This is a genomic window from Methylobacterium organophilum (assembly GCF_022179465.1).
In the GTDB taxonomy this organism is placed as follows: domain Bacteria; phylum Pseudomonadota; class Alphaproteobacteria; order Rhizobiales; family Beijerinckiaceae; genus Methylobacterium; species Methylobacterium organophilum.
Window position 1 is genome coordinate 103,891 of the sequence record NZ_BPQV01000012.1, and the last position, 16,830, is coordinate 120,720.

The window sequence follows — 16,830 nt, forward strand, 5'->3', positions numbered from 1 at the left end:
CTCCCTCGATGCTCACCTTGCTTTCGGATTACGAGACGCTCCGCCTGATCTGGTGGGTGCTCCTCGGCGTGCTGCTGATCGGCTTCGCGCTCACGGACGGCTTCGATCTCGGCGTCGGTGCCCTCCTGCCCTTCGTCGCCCGCACCGATGTCGAGCGGCGGATCGCGATCAACACGATCGCGGCGACCTGGGAAGGCAACCAGGTCTGGCTGGTGCTGGGCGGCGGCGCGATCTTCGCCGCCTGGCCGGCGCTCTACGCCCTCAGCTTCTCCGGCTTCTACCTCGCCATGTTCCTGGTTCTGTTCGCCCTGATCCTGCGGCCGGTGGCGTTCAAGTACCGCTCCAAGCGCGAGGGGGCGGCCTGGCGGGCGCGCTGGGACGCGGCGCTCTTCGTCGGCGGTGCCGTGCCGAGCCTGATCTTCGGCGTCGCGGTCGGCAACGTCCTCCAGGGCGTGCCCTTCCACTTCACGGGGGATCTGCGCCCGATCTACGAGGGCACGCTGTTCGGCCTCCTCAATCCGCTCGCCCTGTTCTGCGGCCTCGTCTCGGTGGCGATGCTCGTCATGCACGGTGCCGCCTGGCTCGCCGTCAAGGCGGAAGGCCCCGTCGCCGCGCGCGCCAACGCCATCGGCGCCAAGAGCGCGCTCGCCACCGCGGGCCTGTTCGCCCTGGGGGGCATCCTGGTCGCGGCGGGCGCCTTCGGCGGCTATCAGGTCGTGAGCCCGCTCGCCGGGGACGGCCCCTCGAACCCGCTGGCCAAGGAGGTGGTCGCCGCCTCCGGCGCCTGGCTCGCGAATTTCCGGGCCCGCCCGGCGCTGCTCCTGGTGCCGCTCCTCGGCATCGCCGGGCCGCTGCTCGCCGCCGCGGGCTTCCGGGCCCGCCGGGAAGGCGCGACGCTGCTCGCCTCGAGCCTCGGCCTCGCCGGCATCATCGCGACGGTGGGCCTGTCGATGTTCCCGATCATCCTGCCCTCGAGCACGCATCCGGGCCACGCGCTCACCGTGTTCGACGCCTCCTCCAGCCGGGCCACCCTGCGCAACATGCTGGTGGCGACGGTGATCTTCCTGCCGCTGGTGCTGGCCTACACCGCCTGGGTCTACCGGGTGCTGCGGGGCCGCATCACCGCCCAGGACGTCACCGCCCCCGGCTCCCCCGCCTATTGAGGCCTTCCCGGAGCCCCGCCCGACGGGGCTCCCTCCCCCCAAGCTTTGAGGAGATGACGATGTGGTACTTCGCTTGGGTCCTCGGCCTCGGCCTCGCCGCCGCCGTGGGCGTGCTCAACGCCCTCTGGTACGAGCTGCGCTGCGTGCGCGAGACGCCGCCGGAGATCGCGCCGCCGCTGCCCACGCCCTGACGCGTCACTGGCACGAGGCGCGGGAGGTCCGCGGGCTGCCCGCGCTCAGATAGGCGAGGATCTCGCCCGCGGGCGCCGGGCGGACGAGGTGATAGCCCTGCATGAACAGGCAGCCGAGGGCCTGGAGCGTGACCAGGTCGTCGGCGGTCTCGACCCCCTCGGCGACCACCTCCAGCCCGAGGGCCCGGCCGAGGCCCAGCACCGCCTGGACGAGCCCCCGCTTGTCCTCGTCGGTCGACAGGCCGGTCACGAGGCTCCGGTCGATCTTGAGCCGGTTCGCGCGCAGCTGGCGCAGGGAGGCGAGCGAGGAATAGCCGATCCCGAAATCGTCGAGCGCCACCTTGATGCCGGCCCGGGACAGGGCGAGCGGCTTGTCGTGGACGGCCTCGATGTCGAGGGCGGTCTCCTCGGTGATCTCGATCTCCAGCCTATCCGCCGGCAGCTGGAGGATGCGAAGCCGCTCCAGGACGATCTCGTCGACGGCCACCTGCGCCATCTCCCGCGGCGAGACGTTCAGGGCGACGGAGAGCCGTTCCAGGCCCTGGGCCCGCAGCGTGGCCAGCATGCGGCAGACCGCCTCCAGGATGAAGCGGAGCAGGGATTCGGTCAGGCCGGCCATCGCCGCGGTCGCGACCAGTTCGTTCGGCGGGATCCAGCCATGGCTGGGGTGGCGCCAGCGCACCAGCGCCTCCAGGCTCGTCACCACCCGGCCGCCCTGGCCGAGGATCGGCTGGAACCAGACCTCGATGTCGCCCTCGGCCAGGGCGTGGGAGAGGTCGCGCTCGCAGTCGCGCCGGATCTCGAGGCGCGTGCTCAGCCCCTCGTCGAACAGGCGGACATGGTTGCGGCCGGCATGCTTGGCCGCGTAGAGCGCCTCGTCGGCGCAGCTCAGCAGATGCGTCAGGCTCTCCTGCGCCGGGGCGTCGCAGATGCCCACGCACATGCCGAGCCGGCCCGCGTCGAAGCCCTCGAAGGGGTGGGCGATGGTCCCGATCAGGCGCGCCGCCAGCGCCTCCGGCGCCTCCGGCACAGGAGCGCGGTCGAACACGACGGCGAATTCGTCGCCCCCCAGGCGGGCCAGGTGGCAGGCCGGCGGCAGGCTCGCCCCCAGGCGCCGCGCCACCTCGACGAGGACGCGGTCCCCCGTCGTGTGGCCGTAGACGTCGTTGACCGACTTGAAGCCGTCGAGGTCGAGCAGCATCAGGCAGAGCTTGGCGCGCGCGGCGAGCAACTCCTCGGCCTTCTGGGTGAGGCCGGCCCGGTTGAGCAGGCCGGTCAGGGCGTCGTGCGTGGCCCGGCCGCGCATCTCCTCGGCGAGGGCGCTCGCCTTGGTATGGGCCGCCGCATGGGCGTCCGCCAGCGTGGTCGCCTCGTTCTTGAGGCGGCTCGTCTCGCGAAATCCCTGCTCGGTCGCGAGGGTGCTGCGGATCAGGGCGACGAGGTAGAGGAGGACCGTCGCGGCCAAGCAGTCCCGGTCGAAGCCGCCGGCATAGAACAGGCAGGCCGCCACGGAGAGGAGCGGCGGCGTGATGAAGCTGATCGGGATCCGGGCATAGGCGATGCCGTGGGTCACGGCGCCCGCGGTGATGCCGCACACCACGGTGAGGTAGAACAGCGTCTGGGCGGAGGTATAGGCTTCGCACAGGACCGGCACGCAGGCCCAGACCAGCCCGGAGGCGAGCGCCGCGAGGCAGGCGAGCCGCAGATGCCGGTCGATGGCCTGGGCGGCTTCGTCCGCCTGCTCCGCCGGGGTCTCCGGGGTGAGGCCCAGGCCGGGATTCGGGGCGCGGCAGAGCCCGATCCGGACGAGATTGACCAGGGTGGAGGCCCCGAACCAGAGGCCCCCCGCCAGGCCATGGCTGGCATGCAGCGCCACCAGGGCGCCCGTCAGTCCGAGCAGCATGTTGACCGGGATCGCATGCTGCACGCTCATGCGCACGGCTTCGAGCTGGTCGCGCCGGATCAGCCTTTCGAGCTGTGGCCCGACGCTTCGGATAAGGCGCATGGCGAACGAGCCTGGATAGTCGGCCTCGGATATGAGGCGCTCCCGTCCTATCCGAGAAGCCCCTACGAAGTGTTGAAGTGACGTGCCGGCTCATGACCTAGAGCTGCTACGATCAGCGATGGTTGATCGCATCGCACAGCACGCTTCGATCGGAATGTATCAAAACCCGACAGGAATGATAGCAGGTCACGCCGTATTCAAAGAAGCTCCTCATAATGCCGTGATCGAGACGATGAGGCATGACCTTCGGAATGCTCGGGGCTGCCCCTGAAGGCCGGGGCGCTGCTTTTCTTCGTCTCTCGGATGGAATCGTTCTACGATTGCTCAATCACCTGCGCCTCGATGCAAAGCCCTCCCGGCTGGAGGCCCGGGCCGGGCGTTTCGCGGCGTGGCGCGGTGACCTTCCCCCGGCTCGCAGGTTTCCCGGGCATCGAGCCGCGCGGCGCGGCCGAGCAGGAGACCGCGATGCGGGACGATCCGAAGCCGCCCTTCCGCGAGCAGCAGCAGCCCATGCCGGGCTCCACCGCGGCCATGCAGCCGAGACCGGACCACGGGGAGGAGAGCTATCGCGGCTCCGGCCGGCTCGCGGGCAAGGCGGCGGTCATCACCGGCGGCGACAGCGGCATCGGGCGGGCGGTCGCCATCGCCTTCGCCCGGGAGGGCGCCGACGTGCTGATTTCCTATCTCGACGAGCACGGGGACGCCCAGGACACCGCCGACTGGGTCGAGAAGGCCGGGCGCAAGGCCGTGCTGGCACCGGGCGACCTCAAGGATCCCAAGCATTGCCGCGCCGTCGTCACCCAGGCGGTCGAGGCGTTCGGGCGCCTCGACATCCTCGTCAACAACGCGGCCCATCAGGCGACCTTCGCCGGCCCGGAGGAGATCAGCGACGAGGAGTGGGAGGTCACCTTCGCGACCAACATCCACGCGATGTTCTACCTGACGAAAGCGGCGCTCCTGCATCTGCGGGCGGGGAGCGCGATCATCAACACCACCTCGATCAACGCCGATCAGCCGAGCCCGCAGCTCCTGGCCTACGCGACCACGAAGGGGGCGATCCACACCTACACCGCCGGGCTCGCCCAGATCCTGGCGGACAAGGGCATCCGCGTGAACGCCGTCGCGCCGGGGCCGATCTGGACGCCGCTGATCCCCGCGACCATGCCCCCGGAGAAGGTGAAGAGCTTCGGCGGCAACACGCCGATGGGGCGGCCCGGCCAGCCGCGGGAACTCGCCCCGGTCTATGTCATGCTCGCCTCCGACGAGGCGAGCTACGTCACCGGCGCCACCGTTCCGGTCACGGGCGGCCGGCCGTTCCTGTGAGCGGGCACCGGCGGGCTCTCCCTCAGGGGGTGAGCCGCCCGATGCGGCTCGTCAGGGGGATCTGGATCAGGCAGCTCAGGCCGGTCTCCTCCCATTCGAGCTGGGCACGCGCCTGCAGGGCATAGGCCAGCGTCTGCTTCAGGACCTCCGTGCCGAAGCCGTGATGGCACGGCCGCGGCAGGCCGCCCGGCCCCCGCTCCCGCCATTGGATCGCGAGCGTGGGCACGCCCTGCCCGTCGGGGGGCGAGACGGACCAGGTCACCCGCGCCTCGCCTTCGGGCGATCCCAAGGCGCCGTGCTCGACGGCATTCGCCGCCAGTTCGTGGATCGCGAGCGCCAGAAGCTCCGCAGATTTCGGCTGGAGCAGGATACGCGGCCCCGAGAGATGCAGCCGCTCGCCCTCGCGCACCAGATGCACGAGCAGCTCGTCGGCGATCAGGCTGTGGAGGTCGTGCTGGTCGCTGCCGGCATTGGAGGCCAGCTGATGGACGCGGGCCACGGCATCGACCCGGCCGATGAGATGCGTCGCGAAGTCGTCCGCTGAGCGGCTCGTGACGAGGGAGTGCCGGATGATGGCGCGGATCACCGCCAGCGTGTTGCGGAACGCCCGTTCCGACTCGGCGACCGACACCGCCTCCCCCTCCGAGGCGGCGAGATCCGCCTCCACCGCGGCGAGCCGGCCGCGCAGCGTTGCGTTCTCCGCCTCAAGCTCGACCAAGCGCGAGCGCTGGAACCGCTCTGTCATGCCGCCACGCCCTCGCCGCTGCCGAAGCTCAATTCGCGCGCATCAACACGTTCGAGTCCAGTTGCACGCTTTCGCGACCCTGGTGAAGGTAGGAAGGATCGAAGATGGCCAGCCTTTTCAAGGCTGTGAAATCGTGAATGGTCAATTGCCGGCCCCGGAGGGTGACAAGCCCGGAATCGCGCATGTCCCGCAAGGTCCGGTTGACGTGGACATTCGTGATGCCGAGCATCTCCGCGATGTCCTGCTGCGTCAGCGGCAGCTCGTATCCGGCTTCCGTCCCGAGCCCGACCGCTTGCAGGCGCAGGGACAGCTCGCAGAAGAAATGCGCCAGCCGCTCCGCTGCCGAGCGCTGGCCGAGGCTGACGATGCCTTCCCGGTGGATCGCGCTGGTGACGAGGCTGTCCCACCACAGGGCCGCCTGGAGCCGTGGGCTCCGCGTGATCGTGTCGATCGCTTCCTCGGACAGGCGCACGATGGAGATCGGGGTGATCGTCGCCAGCGAATGGTCCATCGAGCGCATCACGAAGATGTGCGGGTCGCAGAGGTCGCCCGGCACGAACAGGGAGATGATCTGCCGTCGCCCATCCGCGAACTGCTTGTAGCGGCAGGCCCAGCCGGCCAGGACGAGGTTGACGCAACGGGGCTCGTCGCCCTGCTGGACGATGTCGGTGCGGGCCTCCACGCGCCGGACATGGCGGCAGAGAACCTCGATGAGGTAACGTTCCTCATCGTTCAGCGCGCAGAAATTCTCCAGCTTGCGGATAAAAGGATTGGTCACGGCGCCTCTCCGACCACGTTCGGCACCCTAACCCAAGGTAAAATTCGCGAACTTACCCATGTTGTTGTTCGCCCTGTCTACGCTCATCAATCTGCTTTCAGGCGATGCCCCTTGATCATGGAACATCATCGGCGATGCTTGAGGTCCGGAAACCGCACCGCGTACTCGTTGCGGAAGACGAATATTTCATCGCCCGGGATCTCGTCCGCGCCCTCAGGGCCCTGGCGATCGATGTGGTCGGACCGGTGGCCGAGGTCCCCGAGGCCCTTCTCCTCGCCCGCACCGAAGCCGTCGATGCGGCGATCCTCGACATCAATCTGCACGGGCAGGAGATCTATCCCGTCGCCGACATTCTGCGCCGTCGCGGCGTGCGCCTCATCTTCGCGACCGGCTACGGCACGGCGGCGATCCCGCGGGCCTATCGGGGGGTGCCGCGCTGGGAGAAGCCCTTCGATCCGGACCGCCAGGCCAGGATGATCTTCGCCGCCGCCTGAGCGGCCCGCGCCGGCCCGGGCTGCGGCGGCGTCCCCGGTCAGCCGGGACGGGACACCACCTTCACGCAACCGTCCTTCTTGGCGCGTGCGGTCTTGTCGAGGTCGGGTCTTTCTGGACGATCAGGTCCATGTTGACCGGATCGGGCCGCCATCGAGGCCGGGTACCGAGACGATGCCGCAGGGCCGCACCTCGATCGCCCGGTCCCTTCTGCTCCCGTTGATCGGCTCGTCTCAGGCGGCGTGCTGGTTGACCTGCCGTTCGGCCAGCGCGGTGAGCGTCTGGTCGGCGGCCTTCTCCTCGTCGAGGTTCTGCTGGAGCACGCCCGCGCAATCGTCGCGGCCGAGGCGCCGGGCCCAGGCGATCAGGGTGCCGTAGCGGGTGATCTCGTAATGCTCGACGGCCTGGGCCGAGGCGACGAGCCCGGCATCAAGGACGTCCTTGTCGGCGATCTCGCCGGCGACCTCGTTGGCCTCCTCGATGATGCCGTTGATGGCCGGGCAGGTCACCGCCTTCGGCGAATGGCCGTGCATCTGGAAGACCTGCTCCAGGCGCTTGATCTGGTTCTCGGTCTCGGCAAGATGCTTCTTGAAGCCGTTCTTGAGCTCCGGGCTGGTCGCCTTGTCGATCATCTTCGGCAGAGCCTTGGTGATCTGATTTTCGGCGTAATAGATGTCCTGGAGCGTGTGGACGAAGAGATCGTCCAGCGTCTTGATGTCCCGCGTGAACAGGCCCATGGCTTCCTCCTGGATTGGCGCGTGGTCTCCGGTGCCCGGAGGACTTCCCCGGGATCCGAGCGTCCTGCCGCGATGTCCGGTCGCGTCTCGCCGCCCGGGACACAGCCGGAGAACCTCTCCTCTCCGGCCTTGTTCCCGGCGCGGGCCGCCCCGACGCATCCCTGCAACAGGGAGCGGGTGGACCGCGCGCCGGGCCTGCGGACGCCCTCCTTCGGCGCGCGGCTTCTGCTAGGGACGGGGCATGACGAGCCTCCATCCGCAGGGCCGCGCTCCGGCGCCGCGCCGCTTGGTCGCCCTCCGCGGCGCGGGGACGGCGCGATGATCCGCGCGATCCTCTCCGTCGGGGGTTGGACGCTGGTCTCCCGGGTCACGGGCTTCGCCCGCGACGTGGTGACCGCGGCGGTGATGGGCGCGGGGCCGATCGCCGACGCCTTCGTCGTGGCCTTCCGCCTGCCCAACCATTTCCGGGCGATCTTCGGCGAGGGCGCCTTCAACACCGCCTTCGTGCCGGCCTATGCCCGGCTCGCCGAGGCGGGCGAGCCCGGGGCGGCGCGGCTCTTCTCCGGCCGCATCCTCGCGCTGATGCTGATCGTGCAGATCGCCCTGCTGGCGCTGGCCCTGCCGGCCATGCCCTGGGTGGTGCGCGCCCTCGCGCCGGGTTTCTCCGAGGATCCGGAGCGCTTCGCGCTGGCCGTCGCGCTCACCCGGATCACCTTCCCCTACCTGCTGTTCATGACGCTGGTGACGCTGTTCTCCGGCATCCTGAACGCGCAGCGGAAATTCGCCGCCGCCGCCGGTGCGCCGGTGCTGCTCAACCTCGCGATGCTGGCCGCCCTCGGCCTCGCCTTCCTGTTCCCGAACGCGGCCTATGCCGCCGCCTGGGGCGTGTCGGTCTCCGGCGTGCTGCAATTCCTGCTGGTCTGGGGGGCGGCCCGGCGCGGCGGCTTCAGCCCCGGGCTGATCCGGCCGAGCCTGCGCGATCCCGAGATCCGGCGCTTCTTCAAGGTGCTCGGGCCGGCGGTGATCGGCTCCGCCGGCTTCCAGATCGCCGCCTTCGCCGACACCATCATCGCGAGCTTCCTGCCCGTGGGCGCGGTCTCGGCGCTCTACTATGCCGACCGGCTCTACCAGCTGCCCTTCGGCGTCATCGCCATCGCCGCGGGCACGGTGCTGCTGCCGGAGATGAGCCGGCGGATCGCCGCCGGGGACGTGGCCGGCGCCCATGCGGCGCAGAACCGGGCGGCCGGCTTCTCGCTCGCCCTCTCCGCCCCCTTCGCCGTCGCCTTCCTGACGCTGCCCGGGCTGATCATGGCCGCCCTGTTCCAGCGCGGCGCCTTCACGGCGGAGGATGCTGCGCGAGCGGGCTCCGTGCTCGCCGCCTACGGCCTCGCCCTGCCCGCGGTGGTGCTGGTGCGCTCGGCGGTGGCGAGCTTCTACGCCCGCCAGGACACGGTGACGCCCCTCGTCGCCTCGCTCACCGGCATCGCGGTCAACGTGGCGCTGAAGATCGGGCTCACCGGCCCCTACGGCGTCACCGGCCTCGCCCTGGCCACCGCCATCGGCCAGTGGATCAACCTCGCGCTGCTCTACCTCCTGGCCCTGCGCCGGGGCTGGACGGCCCCGAGCCGGCCGCTCCTCGTCACCGTCGCCGGGGTGGTCGTGGCCTGCGGGCTGCTCGCCCTGGTCGCCCTCGCCGGCCAGCCTTTCGCGGAACGGCTGGTGCCGCCCCTGCCGCATGTCCGGGAGATCGCGGTGCTCGGGCTCCTCGGCCTCGCGGGCGCCCTCGCCTATGCCGGCGCGCTCCTGGCCTGCCTCGCCCTGTTCGGGGTGCGCCTGCGCCGCCGCTAGGGCCGCGATCGCCCCCGGCGGCCGCGCGCGTCGCGGGCGCGTTGGGGGATTGTTAAGCCTGTCGCGTCTTAGCTTCCGCGGATTCATCCGGAGTACGCGATCGTGCCTGCCTCCCTCCTCGGCCAAGCCCGGATCGGGCTCTGCGCGGCGCTTGTCGGCGCCGCCCTCGTCGCCGCCCCGGCCTCCGCCCGCGACGGCCGCAACGGCGCCCTGCTCGGCGGCGCCGCCGCGGGCGTCGTCGGCGGCCTGGCCCTCGGCGCCATGCTGAACAGCCCGCCGCCGCCCCCGGCGCCCTACCGCCCGCGGCCGGTCTACGTGGAGGAGGAGGCGCCGCCGGTCTATGTGCGCCCGCGCCCGCCCGGCCCCGTCTGCCACTACGAGCGCCGCAAGGAGTGGTTGAACGACCTGGAATTCACCTATCGCCGCGTCGAGGTCTGCGAATAGGCGCGGGGGGCGCCTCGCGCCGCGGCGGGCCCCTGTCCGCGGCGTGACCGCCGGGCTGCCCATTTTGCAACCGCTGCCTGAAAGGGGGCGGCGTGGCCGAAAACCTGTGCTCGTTCGGCTCCGGTGGGCGCGCTAGCGTCGGGTGGTCGTCCCGCCCCGCCAGCGTTCCGCGTGCCCGATGCCCGAGTGCCTCGTCTTCCGTGTGCCGACCCGCCACCCGGCGGATACCGCCGGTCTGCTCGATCTGATCCGCTCCGGCGCCGTCGCCGCGCAGGAGATCGTCGGCATCTTCGGCAAGACCGAGGGCAATGGCTGCGTCAACGATTTCACCCGGCCACTCGCGGTGATGGCGATCGAGGCGGCGCTGGCCGGCTGCCTGGGCGTGACGCCGGAGGCGGTCGGCGCCCGCATCGCCCTGGTCATGTCCGGCGGCACGGAGGGTGGCCTCAGCCCGCATCTCCTCGTGGTCGCCCGCCGGGACGGGCCGCAGGCGGAGGGGTCGGCGCTCGCCGTCGGCACGGCCTTCACGCCGGATTTCGCCCCCGAGGAGATCGGCCGGATGGCGCAGGTCCGCGCCACCGCGGCGGCGGTGGCCGAGGCCATGGCGGCGGCCGGCATCACCGATCCGGACGACGTGCATTTCGTCCAGGTCAAATGCCCACTCCTCACCAGCGCCCGCATCCACGAGGCGGCCGGCCGCGGCCACACGGTGGCGACCCACGACACCTACGCCTCCATGGGCCTGTCGCGGGGCGCCTCGGCCCTGGGCATCGGCCTCGCCCTCGGCGAGATCCCGGAGGCCGCCCTCGACGATGCGGCGATCGGGCAGCGGCGCGACCTCTGGTCCGGCCGCGCCAGCGCCTCGGCGGGCATCGAGCTGATGCGCAACGAGGTCATCGTCCTGGGCAACGCCCCCGGCTGGGGCGGCCCCCTGCGCATCGCCCACCGGGTGATGCGGGACGGGATCGACCTGCCCGCGATCCAGGGGGCGCTGGCCGATCTCGGCTTCGAGGCCGCCGGCCAGCTCTCCCCCGAGGCGGGGGCGCGGGTGCTCGCCCTGCTGGCCAAGGCCGAGCCGAGCCATGACGGCCTGATCCGCGGCAGCCGCCACATCATGAACGACGACAGCGACATCAACGCCACCCGGCATGCCCGGGCGCTGGTGGGCGGCGTGGCCGCCGCCGCCCTCGGGCGGACGGAGCTCTTCGTCTCCGGCGGCGCCGAGCACCAGGGGCCGGATGGCGGCGGCCCGGTCGCGATCATCGCCCGGGTGGCGGCGGCCTGAAGGGCCATTCCCCGACGATGCGTCGACCGAGGCAGGGCGTCTGGCCCACCTCTTGCGGCAGCCGTTGCGGGCATGCCGGCCGGGAGACACGCATGGATGTCGAGCTGATCCGACTGACCAAGCGCTATGGCGGCCAGGTCGCCGTCGACGGGATCGACCTGAAGATCCCCTCCGGCGCCTATTGCTGCCTGCTCGGCCCCTCCGGCTGCGGCAAGACCACGACCCTGCGCATGATCGGCGGCCACGAGGCCGCGACGAGCGGCGACGTGGTGATCGGCCCGCACGCGGTCGGCGATGCGCCGCCCGCCGAGCGCGGCACCGCGATGATGTTCCAGAGCTACGCCCTGTTCCCGCACCTCACCTGCCGGGACAACGTCGCCTTCTCCTTGCGCATGCGCGGCGTTTCGAAGGCCGCCCGGCACGCGAAGGCCGCCGCCATGCTCGACCTCGTGCAGATGGCCCATCTCGCCGACCGCCTGCCCGCGCAGCTCTCCGGCGGCCAGCGCCAGCGCGTCGCCCTGGCCCGCGCCCTGGTCAGCGACCCGAAGGTGCTGCTCCTCGACGAGCCGCTCTCGGCCCTCGATCCCTTCCTGCGGGTGCGGATGCGGGTCGAGCTGAAGCGGATCCAGGCCGAGCTCGGCCTCACCTTCATCCACGTCACCCACAGCCAGGAGGAGGCCATGGCGCTGTCCGACCTCGTGGTGGTGATGAATGCCGGCCGCATCGAGCAGGCGGCGGACCCGCGCACGGTGTTCGAGCGGCCGGCGACCGCCTTCGTGGCCCGCTTCATCGGCGGCCACAACGTGATCGCCCTGCCCGAGGGGCCGGTGGCGGTCCGCTCGGACCGGATGCGCCTCGGCCCCGCGGCCGGCCCCGCCGGCCGCCCGGCCCGGGTCGTCGCCGTCGAGTACCAGGGCGCGAGCGTCCATGTCGGCCTCGAAGCCGAGGGGCTCGGCGCCGCCTCCGAGACGGGATCCGCCCTGACCGCCGTGCTGAGCGACGGCGATTTCGCCGCGCATCCCCTGAGCCTCGGCGACGTCGTCGCCGTCGGCTGGGACGCGCAAGCGGCCCACCGCCTCAACGCCTGACCATCCCTCACCCAGAAAGGGACAGACATCGTGACGCGAGACTTCAAGCCGACCCGCCGGGGACTCCTGCAGGGCGCCGGTGCCGCCGGCCTCGCCCTGGGCGCCGGGCCGATCACCGGCTTTCCGGCGGTCATCGCCTCCGAGCCGGTGACCCTGCGCTATCTCGGCACCGCCGTGAACCAGTCCGCCGATATCGCCCGCAAGGTGAAGGAGGATCTCGGGATCACGCTGGAATACATCCCCGTCGTCACCGACGAGGTGACCAAGCGGGCCGTGACCCAGCCGAACTCGTTCGACATCCTCGACACCGAGTTCTTCAGCCTGAAGAAGATCATTCCCTCGGGCAACATCGTCGGCATGGATGCCCGGCGCATCAAGAACGCCGACAAGATCACCTCCGTCTTCACCAAGGGCGAGATCGAGGGCCGGAAGATCGGCGAGCAGGGCACCGCGCCCAAGAAGGTGTTCTATCTCGAGGGGCAGACGGCCAAGACCTTCGCCGGCGCGCCCACGGAATGGATCACGCTGATCCCGGTCACCTACAACGCCGACACCCTCGGCATCCGCCCGGACCTGATCAAGCGGCCGATCGAGAGCTGGAAGGAGCTGTTCAACCCGGAATTCAAGGGCAAGGCCTCGATCCTGAACATCCCCTCCATCGGCATCATGGACGCCGCCATGGCGATCGAGGCGGCGGGCGAATACACCTATCCCGACAAGGGCAACATGACGAAGGCCGAGATCGACCGCACCATCAAGGTGCTGATCGAGGCCAAGCGCGCCGGCCAGTTCCGCGCCTTCTGGCAGGACTTCAACGAATCCGTGAACCTGATGGCCTCGGGCGAGACCGTCATCCAGTCGATGTGGTCGCCCGCCGTCACCAAGGTGCGCAGCCAGGGCGTGCCCTGCATCTACCAGCCGATGAAGGAGGGCTACCGCGCCTGGGCGACGGGCTTCGGCCTGCCCAAGACCCTGACCGGCCGGAAGCTCGATGCCGCCTACGACTTCGTGAACTGGTTCCTGTCCGGCTGGGCCGGGGCCCATCTCAACCGCCAGGGCTACTATTCCGCCGTGCTGGACACGGCCAAGACCCAGATGGAGCCCTACGAATGGGCCTACTGGATGGAGGGCAAGCCCGCCGAGAAGGACATCAAGGGGCCGGACGGCTCCGTCCTCGAGAAGGCGGGCGCGGTGCGCGACGGCGGCTCCTTCGAGCAGCGCATGGGCGCGGTCGCCTGCTGGAACGCGGTGATGGACGAGAACACCTACATGGTCCGCAAGTGGAACGAGTTCATCGCGGCGTGAGCGGGGCCGAGGCCATCTCCGCGCCGGCGCTGCCCGTTCCGGCGGCGGCCGAACCCGCCACCTCCGCCCGGCCGACCAGGGCCGGGCGGGGGCGTCGGCTCGCCGCGCTCCAGGCGTCGCCCCTCGCCCTCGTGCTCCTGGCCTTCCTGGCCGTGCCCCTGCTGCTGATCCTGATGGTCAGCTTCTGGGAGTACAACGAATACGAGATCATCCCGGCCTTCACCCTGCAGAACTACGCGGACCTGTTCGAGGGCTGCCTCTCGGCCGATCTCTGCACCACGGTGCGGACCTATCTCTCGACCCTGAAGTTCTGCGCCCTGACCCTGGCCTTCACGCTGCTGATCGGCTTCACCGTCGCGTATTTCCTGGCCTTCCACGTGCGCTCGCGGGCGGTGCAGACGGCCCTGTTCCTCCTCTGCACGATCCCGTTCTGGACCTCCAACGTGATCCGGATGATCTCCTGGATCCCGCTGCTCGGCCGCAACGGGCTCGTCAACGAGACCCTGGGCGCCCTGGGGCTGATCGGAGCGCCGATCGAGGGGCTGCTCTATTCCGACTTCTCCGTCGTGCTCGCCTTCGTGCACCTCTACACGGTGTTCATGGTCGTGCCGATCTTCAACAGCATGGCCCGCATCGACCGCTCGCTGATCGAGGCCGCCCACGATGCCGGCGCCTCGGGCTGGCAGATCCTGCGGCACGTGGTGATCCCCCTCGCCAAGCCGGGCATCGCCATCGGGGTCATCTTCGTGCTGACCCTGGTGATGGGCGATTTCGTCACCGTCGGCGTCATGGGCGGCCAGCAGATCGCCTCCGTCGGCAAGGTCATCCAGGTGCAGATGTCCTACCTGCAATTCCCGGCGGCCGCGGCGAACGCGATCGTGCTGCTGGCGGCGGTGATGCTGATGATCTTCGGCCTGACCCGGATGATCGACCTGCGGCGCGAATTGTGAGGGCCCTGCCGTGAGCGACCGTCCCCGGCCCTGGAGCTTCTACCTGCTCGCCGCCTTCTTCGCGCTGTTCGTGCTGTTCCTCTACGGGCCGACCCTGGCGATCCTGGTGCTGAGCTTCCAGGGGCCGCAGGGGGGCCTGACCTTCCCGATGAACGGCGTCTCGACCCACTGGTTCGCCCGCCTCTGGGCGGGCGGGGGCGTGGTCGACATCTGGGCGGCCTTCGGGCGCTCCCTGCGCCTCGGGCTTGCGGTGATGCTGCTCACCGTGGTGATCGCCTTCTTCGCCGGGCTCGCCTTCCGCAAGGGCTTTGCCGGGGCGCGGGGGCTGTTCGTGCTGGCCATCGCCAGCCTGATCGTGCCCTCGATCGTGATCTCCCTCGGGATCGGGCTGGAATTCCGCCTGATCGACGACGGCCTCAAGGTGCTGGCGGCCGCCACCGGCTGGGGCTTCCTGCAGGATCACGGCACCCTGATGGGCCTGTGGACCTCCGCCCTGGGGGCACATCTGACCTGGACGCTGCCCTTCGGGCTGCTCATCATGTTCGCGGTCTTCAACCGGTTCGATCCGGCCTACGAGGAGGCCGCCCGCGATCTCGGCGCCAGCGGCGCCCAGACCCTGCGCCACGTCGTCGTGCCGATCCTGGCGCCCTCCCTGGTCGGCGTCGCCCTGTTCGGCTTCACCCTGTCCTTCGACGAGCTCGCCCGCACCAGCCAGGCGGTCGGGAGCCGCAACACCCTGCCGCTCGAATTGCAGGGGCTCACCACCACCGTGACCACGCCGGAGATCTACGCGCTCGGCACCCTGACGACGGCGGTCTCGGCGAGCGTGATCCTGCTCGCTTTGCTGGCCGTTCTCCTCGTCCGCCGCCGCCGCGCCTCGGAGGCGTGAGGGCGCGGCTTCGGGGCGCCCCGGCGCCGCCCGGCCCTCAACCCCCTATGCCGCCTGGATCTCCGCGAAGCGCCGGCAATGGTCGAGGTACCCCACCTCATGCCGCCCCGCCAACTCAACCACGCTCGACCAAAGCCAAGAGGGCGCGTCCGCACCGGATCGACTTTCGGAGACCGTTCGGCGCCAATCGCGTCGGGTTGCATCCTCCATCTGACGTCCATGCGCCTTGCCCACCACGAAGGCGAGGTAATGTGCCGCTCGGATCGCCTCTGCGCGGCTGAACTGCTCGACGTCGAGCTTGAGATCTTGCGGAAAGAGTTCACGCATGACCACCGGCTTGCCGAGCACATGAGTGGCCAACATGCGCTCGCCGAGATTCGGCGAGAGCGCTCTCGCCCCGTTTACCACGCGCTCGGCTTGATCCTTCGGCATCTGCGCGCCTGGGGCAGCAGGGGCAGCCGCTTCGACCGCCTCCTTTAGGTCGACGAGAGCGAGCCGCCTTTTCTTCTCCGTCCCGCTGATCCGGATGAGGGCGGCGTAACGGAGGAAACCCAGAGAGCTGCATCCCTTCATCCAGTAGGCGGCATCAATGAGGCTTACCTTTGCCTCTCCGTCCCCGCCGTTCAGTGCAAGTACGAGGCGGCGTACGGCGGACTCCCGAAACAAGCTCTCGATCGAATCTCGTTCGTCTGGTGAAAGAGCCCAAAATTTTCGGCCGAGAGGGATGTTGAGTTCCACATCCTTCAAGCGTTCGCGGGCGAGCTGCTTCCAGCGGCGGCCGAGCGCGCGGCGGCGCACCATCTGGACCACATCAGGCTCAGGCGGCGTCTCGTCTTCCGCCGGCCCCGTTAGACCAAGAGCATAGCCCCGGATCATCTGGTCCAGCATGTGGGCGGTGACGACGCCCGGCAGGTTCGAGCCGCGCGCGGCGCTGGCCAGCGACAATCCGAGTCTGATGAGATCATGAACTGGATTACCGATGACCGCTTGATCAAGATCGCGGATCTGGATGTCGACCCGACCATCGGTATCGGCAAGCGGGCCAAGATTACCGAGATGGCAGTCGCCGCAGATCCAGATCGGCGGTCCCTCAGGTAGGGTGCCCCGGGAGAGGCCGTCGAGCCACTCGTAGAAACGCAGCGTGTTGCCCCGGACATAGGCATGCGCCGATCGCGCCATCTTGAGTCTGCGCTGGTGCTCCAGCACGGCCGCTCGTTCGTTCGGCTCACACAGGCCGTCGTGACGCATTCCATGACCTTTTACGCGACGCTGGTTGTGCCTGCGCAGCGAAGCCGTATCCGTTTTCAGTCGAGTGTGCAGGGCAGTAGGAGCCTCCGACATATCACGTTCCCGTCAGCCAGAGTGACAAGGTCCAGGCAACGACATCGGCTCAGCCCCAGAGGCACCGAACACATTGGTCTTACAATCGATTTCTCTTCAGGAATTTTTGGTGAGCGCGCTGGGACTCGAACCCAGACCTACAGATTAAGTTAATTGCCGATCGGAAAAAGCAATTATAAATCAATGATCTGTGTGTCCAGGGCAGGCATGACGAACGAGCGAAATCCATATACGAGCGACCTGGGT

The 16,830-nt window shown here is 69.8% G+C and carries 16 protein-coding genes; 11 read left to right on the forward strand and 5 right to left on the reverse strand.

The features are described from left to right. The first annotated feature begins 8 nt into the window (after positions 1-8). Together cydB and cydX are read left to right on the forward strand one after the other, a co-directional pair. The gene (gene cydB / locus MFF21_RS18765) at positions 9-1,163 is read left to right on the forward strand and encodes a cytochrome d ubiquinol oxidase subunit II (protein ID WP_238312892.1); all 1,155 of its coding nucleotides are present in this window, start codon (positions 9-11) and stop codon (positions 1,161-1,163) included. A gap of 59 nt (positions 1,164-1,222) precedes the next feature. Further along, on the forward strand, positions 1,223-1,354 hold the full coding sequence (gene cydX / locus MFF21_RS18770; protein WP_238312893.1) for a cytochrome bd-I oxidase subunit CydX: 132 nt from the start codon (positions 1,223-1,225) through the stop codon (positions 1,352-1,354). Between the two features lie 4 nt (positions 1,355-1,358). On the opposite strand, the gene MFF21_RS18775 is transcribed toward cydX, so the two are convergent. Then, positions 1,359-3,359 carry a putative bifunctional diguanylate cyclase/phosphodiesterase gene (locus MFF21_RS18775; protein WP_238312895.1) on the reverse strand — a complete coding sequence of 667 codons (2,001 nt, stop codon included), beginning with the start codon at positions 3,357-3,359 and terminating at the stop codon, positions 1,359-1,361. Between the two features lie 465 nt (positions 3,360-3,824). On the opposite strand from MFF21_RS18775, the gene MFF21_RS18780 reads away from it, so the two are divergent. After that, a complete protein-coding gene (locus MFF21_RS18780) occupies positions 3,825-4,682 on the forward strand; it encodes an SDR family oxidoreductase (RefSeq protein ID WP_238313030.1) in 858 nt (285 codons plus the stop codon). A gap of 22 nt (positions 4,683-4,704) precedes the next feature. Here MFF21_RS18780 and MFF21_RS18785 read toward each other — a convergent pair whose 3' ends face one another. Next, a complete protein-coding gene (locus tag MFF21_RS18785) occupies positions 4,705-5,427 on the reverse strand; it encodes a sensor histidine kinase (protein WP_238312897.1) in 723 nt (240 codons plus the stop codon). 28 nt (positions 5,428-5,455) lie between these two features. Beyond that, the gene (locus tag MFF21_RS18790; RefSeq protein ID WP_238312899.1) at positions 5,456-6,205 is read right to left on the reverse strand and encodes a Crp/Fnr family transcriptional regulator; all 750 of its coding nucleotides are present in this window, start codon (positions 6,203-6,205) and stop codon (positions 5,456-5,458) included. Between the two features lie 134 nt (positions 6,206-6,339). Here MFF21_RS18790 and MFF21_RS18795 point away from each other — a divergent pair, with 134 nt between their 5' ends. Continuing rightward, positions 6,340-6,699 carry a response regulator gene (locus MFF21_RS18795; protein ID WP_238312901.1) on the forward strand — a complete coding sequence of 120 codons (360 nt, stop codon included), beginning with the start codon at positions 6,340-6,342 and terminating at the stop codon, positions 6,697-6,699. A gap of 231 nt (positions 6,700-6,930) precedes the next feature. Here MFF21_RS18795 and MFF21_RS18800 read toward each other — a convergent pair whose 3' ends face one another. Next, a complete protein-coding gene (locus tag MFF21_RS18800; protein WP_238312903.1) occupies positions 6,931-7,434 on the reverse strand; it encodes a YciE/YciF ferroxidase family protein in 504 nt (167 codons plus the stop codon). Positions 7,435-7,752: 318 nt separating this feature from the next. On the opposite strand from MFF21_RS18800, the gene murJ reads away from it, so the two are divergent. From murJ to MFF21_RS18835, 7 genes are all read left to right on the forward strand, one after another. After that, positions 7,753-9,282 (forward strand): murein biosynthesis integral membrane protein MurJ, encoded by a 1,530-nt coding sequence (gene murJ, locus MFF21_RS18805; protein WP_238312905.1) that lies wholly within the window; start codon positions 7,753-7,755, stop codon positions 9,280-9,282. A gap of 102 nt (positions 9,283-9,384) precedes the next feature. Beyond that, positions 9,385-9,726: a hypothetical protein gene (locus tag MFF21_RS18810; protein ID WP_238312907.1), complete on the forward strand. Its 342-nt coding sequence runs from the start codon at positions 9,385-9,387 to the stop codon at positions 9,724-9,726. Positions 9,727-9,904: 178 nt separating this feature from the next. Next, entirely contained in the window at positions 9,905-11,011 is a 1,107-nt protein-coding gene (gene atzD, locus MFF21_RS18815; RefSeq protein ID WP_238312909.1) for a cyanuric acid amidohydrolase, read from the forward strand. Positions 11,012-11,103: 92 nt separating this feature from the next. Then, positions 11,104-12,099 carry an ABC transporter ATP-binding protein gene (locus tag MFF21_RS18820; protein WP_238312911.1) on the forward strand — a complete coding sequence of 332 codons (996 nt, stop codon included), beginning with the start codon at positions 11,104-11,106 and terminating at the stop codon, positions 12,097-12,099. A gap of 27 nt (positions 12,100-12,126) precedes the next feature. Further along, a complete protein-coding gene (locus MFF21_RS18825; protein WP_373325056.1) occupies positions 12,127-13,404 on the forward strand; it encodes an ABC transporter substrate-binding protein in 1,278 nt (425 codons plus the stop codon). Between the two features lie 14 nt (positions 13,405-13,418). Further along, positions 13,419-14,354 carry an ABC transporter permease gene (locus tag MFF21_RS18830; protein WP_373325057.1) on the forward strand — a complete coding sequence of 312 codons (936 nt, stop codon included), beginning with the start codon at positions 13,419-13,421 and terminating at the stop codon, positions 14,352-14,354. A gap of 10 nt (positions 14,355-14,364) precedes the next feature. Further along, positions 14,365-15,243, forward strand: a complete 879-nt coding sequence (locus MFF21_RS18835) for an ABC transporter permease (RefSeq protein WP_238312913.1) — start codon at positions 14,365-14,367, stop codon at positions 15,241-15,243. Between the two features lie 45 nt (positions 15,244-15,288). Here the strand turns inward: MFF21_RS18835 and MFF21_RS18840 are convergent, their stop codons facing one another. After that, the gene (locus MFF21_RS18840; protein WP_283206544.1) at positions 15,289-16,491 is read right to left on the reverse strand and encodes a DUF2252 family protein; all 1,203 of its coding nucleotides are present in this window, start codon (positions 16,489-16,491) and stop codon (positions 15,289-15,291) included. Positions 16,492-16,830: the final 339 nt, after the last annotated feature.

Coding starts and splice junctions, on each gene's coding strand:
- MFF21_RS18820 (WP_238312911.1), top strand. CDS start 11,104: ATGGATGTCGAGCTGATCCGACTGACCAAGCGCTATGGCGGCCAGGTC.
- MFF21_RS18795 (WP_238312901.1), top strand. CDS start 6,340: ATGCTTGAGGTCCGGAAACCGCACCGCGTACTCGTTGCGGAAGACGAA.
- MFF21_RS18800 (WP_238312903.1), bottom strand. CDS start 7,434: ATGGGCCTGTTCACGCGGGACATCAAGACGCTGGACGATCTCTTCGTC.
- atzD (WP_238312909.1), top strand. CDS start 9,905: ATGCCCGAGTGCCTCGTCTTCCGTGTGCCGACCCGCCACCCGGCGGAT.
- murJ (WP_238312905.1), top strand. CDS start 7,753: ATGATCCGCGCGATCCTCTCCGTCGGGGGTTGGACGCTGGTCTCCCGG.
- cydB (WP_238312892.1), top strand. CDS start 9: ATGCTCACCTTGCTTTCGGATTACGAGACGCTCCGCCTGATCTGGTGG.
- MFF21_RS18840 (WP_283206544.1), bottom strand. CDS start 16,491: ATGCGTCACGACGGCCTGTGTGAGCCGAACGAACGAGCGGCCGTGCTG.
- cydX (WP_238312893.1), top strand. CDS start 1,223: ATGTGGTACTTCGCTTGGGTCCTCGGCCTCGGCCTCGCCGCCGCCGTG.
- MFF21_RS18785 (WP_238312897.1), bottom strand. CDS start 5,427: ATGACAGAGCGGTTCCAGCGCTCGCGCTTGGTCGAGCTTGAGGCGGAG.
- MFF21_RS18775 (WP_238312895.1), bottom strand. CDS start 3,359: ATGCGCCTTATCCGAAGCGTCGGGCCACAGCTCGAAAGGCTGATCCGG.
- MFF21_RS18780 (WP_238313030.1), top strand. CDS start 3,825: ATGCGGGACGATCCGAAGCCGCCCTTCCGCGAGCAGCAGCAGCCCATG.